At 35.7% G+C, this 14,162-nt stretch carries 13 protein-coding genes; 9 read left to right on the top strand and 4 right to left on the bottom strand.

What is annotated here, in order from left to right:
- Positions 1-16 precede the first annotated feature (16 nt).
- From ACFSAH_RS17105 to ACFSAH_RS17115, 3 genes are all read left to right on the top strand, one after another.
- Entirely contained in the window at positions 17-742 is a 726-nt protein-coding gene (locus tag ACFSAH_RS17105; RefSeq protein ID WP_379663964.1) for a YebC/PmpR family DNA-binding transcriptional regulator, read from the top strand.
- Between the two features lie 12 nt (positions 743-754).
- Complete coding sequence (locus ACFSAH_RS17110; RefSeq protein ID WP_379663965.1) at positions 755-976, top strand: DUF2442 domain-containing protein; 222 nt, start codon at positions 755-757, stop codon at positions 974-976.
- Positions 977-1,080: 104 nt separating this feature from the next.
- A complete protein-coding gene (locus tag ACFSAH_RS17115; protein ID WP_379663966.1) occupies positions 1,081-1,851 on the top strand; it encodes a hypothetical protein in 771 nt (256 codons plus the stop codon).
- Here ACFSAH_RS17115 and ACFSAH_RS17120 read toward each other — a convergent pair whose 3' ends face one another.
- Complete coding sequence (locus ACFSAH_RS17120; RefSeq protein ID WP_379663967.1) at positions 1,852-2,412, bottom strand: hypothetical protein; 561 nt, start codon at positions 2,410-2,412, stop codon at positions 1,852-1,854.
- Between the two features lie 119 nt (positions 2,413-2,531).
- Between ACFSAH_RS17120 and ACFSAH_RS17125 the strand changes: the two genes are divergently transcribed.
- The 4 genes from ACFSAH_RS17125 (at position 2,532) to ACFSAH_RS17140 (ending at position 5,924) form a co-directional block, all read left to right on the top strand.
- Positions 2,532-3,503, top strand: a complete 972-nt coding sequence (locus ACFSAH_RS17125) for a polyprenyl synthetase family protein (RefSeq protein WP_379663968.1) — start codon at positions 2,532-2,534, stop codon at positions 3,501-3,503.
- Entirely contained in the window at positions 3,503-4,558 is a 1,056-nt protein-coding gene (locus ACFSAH_RS17130) for a TerC family protein (RefSeq protein ID WP_379663969.1), read from the top strand. The genes ACFSAH_RS17125 and ACFSAH_RS17130 overlap by 1 nt, the downstream gene beginning before the upstream one ends.
- Before the next feature lie 6 nt (positions 4,559-4,564).
- A complete protein-coding gene (gene nth / locus ACFSAH_RS17135; protein ID WP_379663970.1) occupies positions 4,565-5,281 on the top strand; it encodes an endonuclease III in 717 nt (238 codons plus the stop codon).
- A gap of 199 nt (positions 5,282-5,480) precedes the next feature.
- Positions 5,481-5,924, top strand: a complete 444-nt coding sequence (locus ACFSAH_RS17140) for a hypothetical protein (protein ID WP_379663971.1) — start codon at positions 5,481-5,483, stop codon at positions 5,922-5,924.
- A 53-nt stretch (positions 5,925-5,977) separates the two neighbouring features.
- On the opposite strand, the gene ACFSAH_RS17145 is transcribed toward ACFSAH_RS17140, so the two are convergent.
- Positions 5,978-6,865 carry an SH3 domain-containing protein gene (locus tag ACFSAH_RS17145; RefSeq protein ID WP_379663972.1) on the bottom strand — a complete coding sequence of 296 codons (888 nt, stop codon included), beginning with the start codon at positions 6,863-6,865 and terminating at the stop codon, positions 5,978-5,980.
- 311 nt (positions 6,866-7,176) lie between these two features.
- Between ACFSAH_RS17145 and recA the strand changes: the two genes are divergently transcribed.
- Together recA and ACFSAH_RS17155 are read left to right on the top strand one after the other, a co-directional pair.
- Positions 7,177-8,199, top strand: a complete 1,023-nt coding sequence (gene recA, locus ACFSAH_RS17150; RefSeq protein WP_379663973.1) for a recombinase RecA — start codon at positions 7,177-7,179, stop codon at positions 8,197-8,199.
- A gap of 250 nt (positions 8,200-8,449) precedes the next feature.
- Entirely contained in the window at positions 8,450-11,074 is a 2,625-nt protein-coding gene (locus ACFSAH_RS17155; protein ID WP_379663974.1) for an AsmA-like C-terminal region-containing protein, read from the top strand.
- An 81-nt stretch (positions 11,075-11,155) separates the two neighbouring features.
- On the opposite strand, the gene ACFSAH_RS17160 is transcribed toward ACFSAH_RS17155, so the two are convergent.
- On the bottom strand, positions 11,156-12,808 hold the full coding sequence (locus ACFSAH_RS17160) for a L,D-transpeptidase family protein (protein WP_379663975.1): 1,653 nt from the start codon (positions 12,806-12,808) through the stop codon (positions 11,156-11,158).
- Positions 12,809-12,858: 50 nt separating this feature from the next.
- A complete protein-coding gene (locus tag ACFSAH_RS17165; protein WP_379663976.1) occupies positions 12,859-14,145 on the bottom strand; it encodes a sensor histidine kinase in 1,287 nt (428 codons plus the stop codon).
- Positions 14,146-14,162: the final 17 nt, after the last annotated feature.

Below are 14,162 nucleotides of genomic sequence, written 5' to 3' on the forward strand. Positions count from 1 at the left end.
CTCAAAACAATAAAAAATGGGAAGAGCATTCGAGTTCAGAAAAGAAAGAAAGTTTAAGCGTTGGTCAAAAATGGCCGTTCAGTTTACCCGTATAGGTAAAGACATTGTTATAGCTGTAAAAGAGGGCGGTCCAAGCCCCGAAAACAACTCGAGACTAAGAACTGCCATGCAAAACGCAAAGGCAGTGAATATGCCTAAAGACCGTGTTGAAGCCGCTATTAAAAGAGCCTCTGATAAATCAACAGCCAATTACGACGAGGTTGTTTACGAAGGTTATGGCCCTTATGGTGTGGCTGTTTTAATAGAAACAGCTACGGATAACACCAACAGAACAGTTGCCAACGTAAGAAGCTATTTTAATAAAAGTAATGGAGCTTTAGGAAAAACAGGTTCATTGGACTTTATTTTCAAAAGGGTATCTACTTTCAGATTTGAACCTGGTGAGTTGGATTTGGAAGAACTGGAGCTTGAGCTGATTGATTACGGTTTGGAAGAAATATATGTTGAAGCTGATGAAGAAGGTAATGATTTAGCGGTAATCCATTCCGGATTTGAAGATTTCGGAAAAATGCAAAAAGCGCTGGAAGAAAGGGGCATCGAAATTAAACAGGCTAAACTGGAAAGAATTCCATTATCTCATACAGAGGTAAATGAAGAACAAGCTACCGACATTATGAAGCTGATAGACAAGCTGGAAGAGGACGATGATGTGCAGGCGGTTTACCACAATATGGCGGAATAAAAATAAAGTAATATGGGAATAGTTAGCACCAGACGAAAAGATCAGGAATTAAAGGTTACCTTTAACGATGACACATTGGTTATTGAATTGGAGGATGGTAAAGAGACAGCATTCCCATTGCTTTGGCATCCTCAACTTAGAAATGCCAGTGATGAAGAAAAGAATCAATGGGAATTAAGTCAGGACGGCAAAAAAATTGTCTGGAAAAATCTTAATGTTGAAATAGCGATATAGAAATGGTTTTTGAAGAATTCTTTTTTAAGAAAAAAATTGATCTGGTTCAATTACAAAATACTGAGCCAAACCTTTTTAATGAATTCAAAAACCATTACTTTCTTATGGGGGAGAAAAGCTTTGACCATACTAAAAAATATTGGTTCAATCGCTTAAGACATTCCTACCCTCTTTCTGAAGAAGAGCAGGCCCGGTTAAAAGAATACTTTAAATCGCTTAATGCGCCTCCGGTATCAGAAGAAGAAAAGGTGCCAAGCGGCGCCTCTACAGAAACCGCTGCGGCTACTCCAAAACCTGTTGGCTTTACGCCTAAGTTTAGAGCTACTGCTAAACCTGCAGAACAAACAAAAGAAAATCCTGCTGTAAATCCAGAAGAGAAAGCACCAGAAACTCCTGCCCCAGCTCCACAAGGTTTTAAGCCTAGATTTAAAGCCGGATCTACTCCTACGACTCAAAACACGGAAGTAACAAAGCCGGTTCAAGAAGATAAAAAGGAGACTTCTGAAGAAAAGCAAACAGAAAGTCATGCACCTGCAGCCACCAAACCTTTAGGGTTTAAGCCTAGATTTAAAGCTGGCACTACTCCTGTTGCTCAAAATACTGAAACAGAAGAGAAAACCGCTCAAGAGAAACAACCTAAAAACACGGAGGAGCAACAACAGGTAGAAAAACCTGCTCCAGCGGCAACTAAACCTCTAGGCTTTAAACCAAGATCTGTAATAAAGAAGACTGTGGAAGATATGCCGGAGAATATTGACCCGACGGAACAAACACTTTCTTCAGAAGACAAAAAAGAGGAAAGCACTACTGAAACTACTCCTGCAAAACCCGTTGGTTTTAAACCCAGAATATTAAAGAAAAAAACAGACGATTAATTAAAACCAGAGACCTACACCCAACCCTATGGATTCGGCTTTAAGGTTGTTTCCCTGGTAATAAAAATTTTCAAATCTTTGGGTATGGTATTGTAATTCGGCAAAATATCTACCTCCTTTTTTATTGGTAAATACGTAACCTGCACCTGCATCATAATTTAATCCTTTAGCGTATTCTCTAAATATTTTAGGGGCATAACCTATTCCAGCTTTCAGAAAAGGAGCACTTCCATAATCCTCTACACTTCTTAACAAGTAATGTCCATTCGCAGAAAAAGCCAAAGTATTCATATTTAGACCGCCATTAGAGCCATTGTTTTTATAGTTGCCCGTAGCTATGCCCAATGCCGCTCCAAAAAACTCGTTCTGCTTTCCAAACATGAATTTAATCTGAAAAGGGTTTACCTTTTGATTATTAACCACATCGTTAATACCCAAACCATAATTTAGCTGCATTTTAGTAAAACTTCTAAACTTTTGAGGAGCTTTAAAACTTTGTGCAAATAATGCTTGTTGAGCACATAATAACACGGCAAACACAAACAGGTAAGGTTTTTTCATAGAATTTCTCAATAAACAATCAATTATACAGTTTTTAATTTGAAACTATAGGCTTAATAAAAACAAAAATTATGTTTTTTGCTTATGTTTGCAAACGAACATAAAGCGAGCTGCTTCTGATGCTGAAACTAGACGAAATTAAGAAACCTATAGAGCAGGAAATAGATTCCTTTGAAGAGAAGTTTAAAGCTTCTATGAAAAGTGCAGTCCCCTTGCTGGATAGGATAACACACTATATTGTTAAAAGAAAAGGCAAGCAAATAAGACCTATGTTTGTTTTTTTCTCTGCCAGTATAAGCGGAGGTATCACCGAGTCGACCTACCATGCGGCTACTTTTGTAGAGCTATTACATACAGCCACCCTTGTACATGACGATGTTGTAGATAACTCTTTTGAAAGAAGGGGTTTCTTTTCTGTAAATGCTTTATGGAAAAACAAAATTGCTGTACTTGTTGGTGATTATCTTTTGGCTAAAGGCCTGTTGCTTTCTGTAAACCATAACGAGTTTAAGCAGTTAAAAATAGTTTCTGACGCCATGCAACAGCTGAGTGAAGGCGAACTACTGCAAATGGAAAAGGTAAGGCGGATGGATATCAGCGAAGATGTTTATTACGAGGTTATTCGTAAAAAAACGGCTTCTTTAATTGCTTCTTGTTGCGCTGCGGGAGCCACATCTGCAGGTGCCGATGAAAAAACAGTAGATCTGATGTATAATTTTGGAGAGAAAATTGGCATTGCTTTCCAGATAAAAGACGATCTTTTTGACTTTGGTGTTGATGATGTAGGCAAACCTAAAGGTATAGACATCAAAGAGAAGAAAGTTACTTTACCGTTGATTTATGCTTTAAACAACGCTAAGTCCGGCGAAAAGAAAAAAATGATTAATCTGGTAAAAAACCATAACGAGGAGCCAGAAAAAATAAATGCCATTATTGATTTTGTAAAATCAAGCGGTGGTTTGGCCTACGCCGAAGAACAAATGTTTAAATACCAGGAAGAAGCTTTTAAAATATTATCTCAGTTTCCTGAAAGTGACTCCAGAACAGGGCTGGAAAATTTAGTAAGATTTACGACAGAAAGAAATAAATAATGAGTAACGAAATCATATTTTTCTCGGGATTTGCAGTTTTTATACTGTTAATGCTTGCATTGGATCTGGGTGTCTTCAACAAAGAGGACAAACCTGTATCGCTAAAAAGTGCCGCTATCATGAGTTTGATATGGATTAGTTTTGCCATAGGGTTTTATTTTCTGTTAAGATTTCATGCCAATTACCTCCATAGTATCCATAACATGGATGATTTGGTTGCTATAACGGCCAAGCATCAACATAGTATTAAACTAATTCCGGACAATTTTGACCTTAGTTTAGATATATACAGCAAAAACCTGGCACTGGAGTTTATTACAGGCTATGTTATAGAATATGCTTTATCTGTAGATAACATTTTTGTAATGGTATTGATATTCTCTGCCTTTGCCGTGAAAAAGGAATACTATCATCGTGTTTTATTCTGGGGAATATTGGGCGCTGTAATTATGCGCTTTATTTTTATATTCATTGGTGCTACATTAATCAGCAAATTTGGTTGGATATTATATCTTTTCGGTGCCTTCCTGATCTATTCCGGTATCATGATGTTTATCAATAAAGATGAGGAGGAAGAAATAGATACCAAAAACCACAAAGTGGTGAAATTGGCCTCCAAATTTTTCCCGGTTTACCCTCAGTTTGTTGGTCATAATTTTTTCCATATCGAAGATGGAAAGAAATATATCACCCCATTATTTTTGGTTTTATTAATCATAGAATTCACCGATGTTATATTCGCTGTAGATTCTATACCTGCTATATTTGCCGCTACCAAAGACCCTTATATTGTATTCTTCTCTAATATTTTTGCCATATTGGGTTTAAGATCTATGTTCTTTTTATTGGTTAATATTATCCATAAGTTCCATTATCTAAAAACCGGATTGTCATTCCTACTTGTATTTATTGGAGTAAAAATGCTTGCCCACGACTATCTGGAAGAAATTGGATTTACTACAGCCCATTCTCTGTATATCATTATCGGGATATTAGCTAGCAGCGTTATTGCTTCTTTACTCTTCCCTAAAAAAGAGGAAAAGGGTGTTAATTAGAGTATCATGTTAAAAAAAGATCGTTATAAAGCTTTTGTAGATTATTTTTCAGAACACCAGCCACAGGCAGAAACAGAACTTAATTACAACAATCCCTTCGAATTACTGATTGCTGTTATACTTTCTGCCCAGTGTACCGATAAGAGAATAAATTTGGTTACACCTAAGCTTTTCGAACGTTATCCGACACCAGCAAGCCTGGCCAGCTCTACTCCCGAAGAAGTTTTCACCTATATCAGATCGGTAAGCTATCCCAACAACAAATCAAAGCATCTGGTAGGTATGGCTAAGGTGCTTTTAGATGAATTTAATGGCGAAGTACCTAAGGATGTTAAAGATCTTCAAAAAATGCCTGGTGTGGGCAGAAAAACGGCTAATGTAATTTCATCGGTTATTTTTAACGAGCCTGCCATGGCTGTCGATACCCATGTTTTTCGTGTTTCTAACAGAATAGGATTAACAACCAACGCTAAAACTCCACTAGCAGTAGAAAAACAATTGGTTGCCCATTTGCCACAAGATAAAATACACATTGCGCACCATTGGCTAATTTTACACGGCAGATACATCTGTTTAGCCAGAAGCCCTAAATGTGACATTTGTCCTTTAACAACTTTTTGCAAATATTTTGCTCAACATAACACACCTTCTGCACTGAAGAAACAGGCAGAGTTAGAGGCTAAAAAGAAGATAGCTAAAGAATTAAAAAAAAGAGCGGTTTAGCAAATAAAAACAGTTTACATAAAGGCTAAAGTATTGTTGCATATTCACACAGAATAATTTAATGTATAAACAATAAAAAAAACCAGATAAATACACTTCACACTTTCATATACTCAAATAATTGTTTTTTTAATTTCAAGGAAAACCGAACATTTAATCTATATTTGCGAAATTATTTAAATTAACATAACAAATAGACATGAAGAAGCTACTTTACGTATTAATTGCATTTACCACTTTATCGGCATGTAAAAAAGATGAGAAAACTCCTGAGCCTACTTTACAAGGTAATTGGGAATTAACTTCTATAGTGAGACAACCTAATGCAGGAGAGCCCACTAAAGACGACTATCCTGACGGAGATTACAGAGAATACCTTTCTTTCGAAAACGATGGAAACGTATATTTTCTTGGTACAGTGAAAAATATTTCAAATTGGACAAATGACGACATCTACACTAGCACTAATAATAAAATTACATTTACTCACGAAAATTATTTTGGGGATAATGTAACTTATTCTATCAATGGCTCTACATTAACCATTACGGAGATATACAGTGACATCACATACGTGTACACCTACAAAAAATCAGATTTTGATGTTAAAAAAGCATATACAGAGTATAATTTACCAAAATAGTTTTTTTATAAAATCAAAGAATAAAAAAGGGCAATTATCTAAAATTGCCCTTTTTACTTAAACCGCGTTCCTTTTAATGCTGGTAAAAACACAAAGGAGGTTCCGTTCCAATAGTATATTTCCTGACGTTTGTTCACCAAATACTTATAGTCATCTGCTTTTTCATCCATCACCTCTCCCTGCTCTATAAGCTTATAAATATAATTTGGTTCTTTTTTATGCTCTGAAGGAAACAGAATACTTTCATTATAATAAAAAACTCCGGCATCACTTACACGGTACCTTCCTGGCATTTCAATAAACTTTTCTCCGTTCCACGCCACGTAATAATAGTTTGTAGGAACGCCACAGGCTTCGCCAACAAACTCTATCCTGTGTATATTTTTAATACCTTCCAGTCCCATAGATGGTAATATCTTACTTTGTGTAAAAGTCTGATCTCCAAAATTGTAGGTAAATTCATATTTAGAAATAAAATTCCCGTTGATATCCAACAGCTTCACAGCGCAATCATAATGAGCTTGCACCAAATTTGTATAGGAAACAAAACGTTCAAAACCATGAATATACTGATTACCATCGGCATCTACATTTCTCCCCAAAGCCAGCAGTCCTAACCAAATAAAACCTTTCCTGTCCTCGTTATCCTTTTTATACACTACCTCATACCAGGGCGCATAAAAACCTCTTACCTTATCTCCATTATAGGCTGGGCTTACAATGGTAACAGGAGTTCCCAAAACAATAGAGTCTAAAATTTTAGATTTTAAATCGGGATATGATCTTATGTAGGCATTATCTGCAAATACACAAGCGGTTTGTCCCTTTTGTAAATTCCAGAAGTTATACTCTTCATTAAGCGCATAAGCCGTTGGTTCCTGCTCTCCATAGCCTGCATTAAACAAAAACAAACCGATGATCAATGTTATTATCTTTTTCATATTTGCATCTAAAGATAGTTATCTTGTAGATTCTGATATAGAATATAAAGAAACTGTTACAGCTTTTATTTTCTGTTGACAATACCAACAAGGATTCTCCATATTGTTGATAAATTATTATGATTTCATCTGCCTTTGCTGTCAAAAATTCATCAAATAATATTACTTTTATTATTTACGAAAACAAGGGCTATCAAAAAAGTTTAAACTACTGTCCAACTATTTTTGCCAATAGGCTTGGTAATGATAAAAATTTTAGCATTTTTGTAGCATAAAGTTTAAATAAAGAAAAATTACTAAAAATATTATACATGAGTAATCCTAGCGAAAAATTAAAAGCCTTACAGCTTACCTTAGATAAATTAGAAAAATCTTACGGAAAAGGAACTGTAATGAAATTAGGAGATGCCCCTGTAGAAGCCATGGAAGCAATCTCCACAGGCTCTTTAGGCTTAGACATTGCTTTGGGCATTGGTGGCGTACCTAAAGGAAGAATTATTGAGATTTACGGCCCTGAGTCTTCTGGTAAAACTACTTTGGCCACCCATATTATTGCTGAAGCTCAAAAAGCAGGTGGTATTGCTGCAATTATAGATGCGGAGCATGCTTTTGACCAATTTTATGCCCAAAAATTAGGTGTAGATATCGAGAATTTATTAATCTCGCAACCGGATAACGGTGAACAAGCTCTGGAAATTGCCGATAACTTAATCCGTTCGGGAGCAATTGATGTTATTGTTATTGACTCGGTTGCTGCTTTGGTTCCAAAAGGTGAGATTGAAGGTGAAATGGGTGATTCCAAAATGGGCTTACAGGCTCGTTTAATGTCTCAGGCTTTACGTAAGTTAACCGGTACCATTAGCAAAACAAAATGTTGTTGTATTTTCATCAACCAGTTGAGAGATAAAATTGGTGTAATGTTCGGAAACCCCGAAACAACGACTGGTGGTAACGCATTGAAATTCTATTCTTCTGTACGTTTAGATATCCGTCGTATCTCTCAAATTAAAGATAGCGACGAAGTAGCCGGAAACAGGGTAAAAGTAAAAATTGTTAAAAACAAAGTTGCACCTCCTTTCAGGATTGCAGAATTTGACATTATGTTTGGCGAAGGTATTTCTAAGGCCGGTGAAATTATAGATTTAGGTGTTGAATACGGAATTATTAAGAAAGCAGGTTCTTGGTTCAGTTACGGAGATTCTAAACTTGGACAAGGCCGTGATGCTGTAAAGCAACTTATATTGGACAATCCGGAATTAGCTGAAGAACTGGAAACAAAAATAAAAGAGATTGTAACAGGCTTACCTGCACAGGAAGAACCTGGAGAAGATTAGTCTTAAATCAACAGCAAAATATAATTAAAGATCATTTAAAACATATACCTTTTTAAAAATCCCCGTTACCAGTAAGTATCGGGGATTTTTGTTAATGCTATACATTAAACCTTACTCCATACTTCCCTTACATTATCTGATAGCTGTAATTAAAATACGAATGAATTATCTCCGTTATTAGAATAGATTATTTGCGCATCAATTATTTAATTTATTTTTGTTTAATACAAACATCAAATCTCAGTATCAAATGCTTAAGAAAACGCTCATTATTATTGCTGTAGTTTTTGGAATCTTCATTATTGCAGCAGCCTGCATTCCTTTATTCTTCAAAGACACCATTGTAGAGAAAGTAAAAACATCTATAAACAACAATGTTAATGCTAAAGTTAGCTTTAATGATCTGGACCTGACTATTATTAGCTCTTTCCCTAAACTGGGCATTCAATTGAATGATCTGAAAGTTGTGGGTATAGATAGTTTTGCTACGGATACGCTTGCCAATATCAAGTCTTTAAAAGTTAATCTCAATATAATGAGTGTGATAAAAGGCGATAAATACGAGATTAATAGCGTAGACTTAAGGGAACCGAAGATTTATGCCAGAGTATTAAAGAGCGGAAAAGCGAACTGGGATATTATGAAACCTGACACTACGGAAAAAGCTCCAGGAGATACTACTCCTACTAATTTTAAGGCCGCACTAAAAAAATATAGTATAGAAAAAGGTAATGTAGTTTATGACGACGCATCTATGAACTTTTATCTGGCAATGGATAACCTGAACCACTCTGGTAAAGGAGATTTTACGCAGGATTTATTTGTTTTAGATACCGATTCTGAAATTGAAAAACTCACTCTAAAATATGCCGGAATCCCCTATTTAAATGGTGTAACCCTAAAAGCGAAACTCCCTCTGGATATAGATATGAAACAGATGAAGTTTACACTGGGTAAAAACCAGATTCTATTGAATGAATTGGTACTTTCTCTGGTAGGTAGTTTAGCTATGCCTAACGATACGGATATGTTGGTTGATGTTAAGTTTAATGCTGAAAAATCTGATCTTAAAAATTTCCTTTCTTTAATACCCGCAATCTATTCTGAAAATTTCAAGGATATGCAAGCTACCGGCAAGTTTGGTTTAAATGGTTTTGCAAAAGGAACTTATAATGAACAATCTCTGCCTGCCTTTGATGTTGATCTGACTATTGAAAACGGAAAGATAAAATACAATGCTTTACCATCTGCGATTAACGATATACAGGTAAAAGCCAACATAGCTAACCCTGATGGAAATCTGGATCACACGACCGTAAACATTCCGGCTTTTCATCTTGCTTTTGATAAAGCACCATTAGACGGAAAATTGATTGTTAAAACACCTATGAGCGACCCGTATGTAGACATGGCACTTAAAGGCACTTTAGATTTAAAACAATTGACTACTATTTTCCCATTAAAAGACATTAAACTGGATGGTATTTTACATGCTGATGTGATGGCCGCCGGTAATAAATCGACCATAGACAGAGGTAATTATGAAGCTTTTAAGGCACAAGGAACTATTTCTGCCAAAAACTTCAATTATTCCGGGGCACAGGTGCCAAAACCAGTACAAATACCTACTGCCCAAATGAGTATCAGTCCACGAAATATAACTTTATCCAACCTGATTGCTAAAGTAGGAAAAAGTGATTTTAATGCTCAGGGAACGGTAAACAACTATTTATCGTATGTTTTCCAGAAAGGCAAGCCATTACAAGGTTCTTTTTCAACTACTTCTAATCTTATTGATGTAAATGAATTAATGGGACCTCCATCGGCTACTGAAAGTAAAAGTGCAGATACATCTAAACTTACCATCATTGAAGTTCCCAAAAACATAGATTTTAAACTGGGAGTAAAAGCAAAACAACTTTACTACGATAATTACGACATTAAAAACGCTCAGGGAGCATTAGATATTAAAAACCAAACTGTCACTTTCAGAAATCTGGCTATGGATATGTTGGATGGTGCTATTAAAATGAATGGTTATTATTCAACTACAGATGTAAAAAAACCTAAAGTAGATGTAGATCTTTCTATTGAAAAGGTAAGCATCCAAAAAGCATTTAAAACATTTAACACGGTTAAACTACTGGCTCCTATTGCGCAATATACTAACGGTATTTTTACTACTAATCTAAAATTCAATTCGGATTTAGGCCCAGACATGATGCCTGTTTACTCTTCTATAGACGCATCTGGCATGGCCAATATTATAGAGGCTGTTTTAGAAGGTTTTGAACCTATAAATAAACTGGCTTCGTCTTTAAATGTTGCCGAGCTTAAAAAATTAGAACTCAAGAATGTATTGGCTAAGTTTAAGATAGATGACGGTCGTTTACAAATTGCTCCTTTTGATATTAAGAAAAACGACATTTTAATGAACGTTCAAGGGTCTAACGGGCTGGATCAATCTATGGATTATAAGGTAGCCATCAATATTCCAAGGACCAAACTTGGAGGACAAGCGAATGAGGCTGCAAATGCATTACTGGCATCTTTAAATAGCAAAGCGGGCACTAATATTGCCCTGGGCGACATGATAAAATTTAATGCTTTAGTTGGTGGGACGATAAAAAAACCAACTGTAAAATTAGATCTATTGAATAATGATCCTAAAGGTGAAGCTACAGCTATTGTCAATCAGGTTATAGCCGATAAAAAGGCCGAATTAGAATCTAAAGTAAGAGAAGAAGCAACAAAAGCAACCGAAAAAGCCAAAGCCGAAGCCCAACAAAAAGTAGATACTTTGAAGAAACAAGCGGAAGAATCCTTGAAAAACGAGGTTAAAAACCAATTGAACAATTTATTCAAGAAAAAATAACAGGTTAAGATAATTACCGGCTATGGCATCCAATGATAGCCATAACCGGTAATTCCAGAATTAAAAGCTTGCAATAAAACACTACTTCAATATCATTTTTTCCAACGCTTCATCTCTGTCATAAATATCTTTTCTAAAATTCAGCTGCCCTTTCCTATCTACAAAGGCAGTAAAGTAGCTTATAAATACGGGCATTTTATCTTTTAATGTTACCCAGGTTTCTTTATTCTGGTGCATAGCAGTATTTATTTTTTCAGCTGTCCATTGAGGCATATCCTCTAATAAAAACTCGGCTAGTTTTACTGGCTCGCTTACCCTGATACAACCATGGCTAAAGGCTCTATCTTCCTGAGCAAAGAGCGATTTTGAAGGGGTATCATGTAAATAAATATTGTAGTTATTAGGAAACAGGAATTTAACCAATCCCAAAGAATTATTTTTCCCCGGTAACTGACGGACAATAGGTAAACCATTTCTTTTGCCAATAATTTCCATATTATGCTGGGCAATATAGCTAGAGTTTTTATTCATTGCTGGTAAAATCTCGTTTCTGACAATGCTCTCAGGCACATTCCAGTACGGGCTAAATACAACATACTGCATATCTCCCTGAAAAACCACTGTCTTATGCAAATCTTTGCCAACCACCACATTACAGCTCCACAACAAACTATCAGAATCATAAACATGCAACTTATATTCCGGGATATTTACACCAAGATATTTTCTGTTTAAGCCTGCCGGCAGCCAACGCGCCCTTTCCATATTTACCACTAAAGTTCTTATCCTTTTACTCAGCGGCACATTCATTTCCTTAATAGTTCCCGGTCCAATTACGCCATCTGCTGTTAGTCCATGCCTTTCCTGAAAGTTTTTCACCGCTTCGGTCAAATCATCGGTATATTTTAAACTTAAGGTATCTCCGGTAAAATCGTCTAAAAAAGACAATCGTTTTTTAATCCGTAATATATTCTTGGAAGAATCGCCCGGTTTAAAAGATTTAACCCCTGCATCCAACACAATATTCGTTATTTCGGGTTCCTTTTCAACTAACCTGTATTTGGTCAAAAACTTACGTAGTAATCCATATTGTCTGTAAACAGGCTCCTTATCAACATTTTCTAAAGATTTTGGGTTTTCAATTAAACTATCCAGTAAAACACCGTAAGATACTTTCTTTCTGGGCAGATACCATTGCACAGATTTACTTGTTTTCTCATCTACCCCCTGCCACACTTCATTCGCAAAAACAAAATACTGTCCCGTCAGCAAAAGCTCTATTTCTATAGAAGGTTTCTTAATATTTTCTGTTAAATTTTCAGAATAGATTAAAGAATCTGTAACCTGCGTATAGGGCACTTTTTCTTCAATACCTTCATCTCCAAGGTTTCTGATTCTATCCGATAGGTTACCTGCCTGTTCAATAAGACCTTTGGTGGTAAACCATGCATAAGCATAGTTACGTTGGCTGTAAAACTTTTTGATACTGTCTTCGTAAATTTTAAGCTCCGGGTAGCCAGCAAAAAAAACAGCAATCTCTGTACTGTCAAAGGTTAATTCAGTTTGTTCGGAAAAGGAACCAGGTATAGTTTCATCCCATTTTTTAAATGCTTCGGTCTTAAGAGAGTCATCCAGTTCTTTTTGACTTTTTTTCCTTTCATTACTACAAGACCATGTAAATAGCACAAGCAGAGCAAAGAAAATATATTGGAAAAACGTGTTATATTTTTTCATAAACAAATTATAGGTTAACTAAAATAAGCAAATTAACCTTTGATTTGTTTTTACCAGGCCGGAAATGTGAGGTAAAATGTAGTTCCCCTACCTTCTTTACTTTCTAAGCTTATTTTTCCTTTTTGTAACAAGGTATAATCACGACAAATAATAAGCCCTAATGCAGTTCCTTTTTCGCTTTTAGTTCCCAATTTAGATTTAAGTCTGTGAGAGAACATATCTTTCTGGTCATTTTCCGAAATACCTACCCCGCTATCGGTTACGGATATAATACATTGACCATTTTCGTTGATGGCTTTTACATCTACATATCCTCCCGGGTTGGTAAATTTTATGGCGTTGTTAACAAGATTACGTATCACTACTTTTAATATCTCTTTATCCGCAGTAACGGTTACACTATTGTCAATAGCTATGGAAAGATTAATACCTTTCCTTTCAGCAAAAGTAGCAGAAACGTCCAGGGTTATCTTAAGATTTTCTAATAATGCAAACCTCACCAGATCTGGCTTCAATCCATCGAGTTGCGATTTTACCCAGGTCAATAAATTATCCATCATTTCATTTGCTGCAACCGTATTTTCCAGCAAACTCTGATTAATTTTGTTCCTCTCTTCTTCTGAAAAGGAAATACTGGATAGCGACTCCAGATAGCTTTGTATAGATGCTAATGGCGATCTTAAATCATGAGCTACAATGGAGAATAGCTTATTCTTTTCTTCATTCAATTTTGCCAGCTCTCGTGTTCTTGTCTCATAAGCATTTTTTTCTCTGAGATAATTCTTCCATATTTCGCCTATGAGCAATAACAACAGAATTAATGTAATAAAATAAGCTATAAAAAGATCATAGAAGCGTTCTTCCTTTCTTTTATACTGACTGGCAATCAGATAAGGATATTTATATTCGATAAACAGAACCGTAATAACCAGGATCAGATTTACCATTAACCAAAATAGATACTGTTTTCTGGGTGCAATAACAATGGTCAGAAAAAAAGCCAATAGAAAATAAAGCAATCCGGCACCATTAATACCGCTACTAAAGAAAAAGTGCAATACAACCAAAATAGTTGTAGTTATCTCAAAAATAACTACAGAAACATCATACTTCCCTAAAAACCTTGAAAGATAATAACAGATAAACACGCCCATGAGCACAACAACCAGCGCATAAGTTAAAAACGGAAATCCGATATAATAATTCAGAGGAATATTGATCAACAAGGCTATCATCCCAACCACGCACACATAATGCAAAACCCTGGTATTCAACTCAAAATCTGATTTATCCCCTATAATATTATTCCAAAATACGTTAAACTTACTTCGTTCCATATAATATTCGCACTATC

The organism is Pseudopedobacter beijingensis (genome assembly GCF_042678145.1).
GTDB lineage: Bacteria > Bacteroidota > Bacteroidia > Sphingobacteriales > Sphingobacteriaceae > Pseudopedobacter > Pseudopedobacter beijingensis.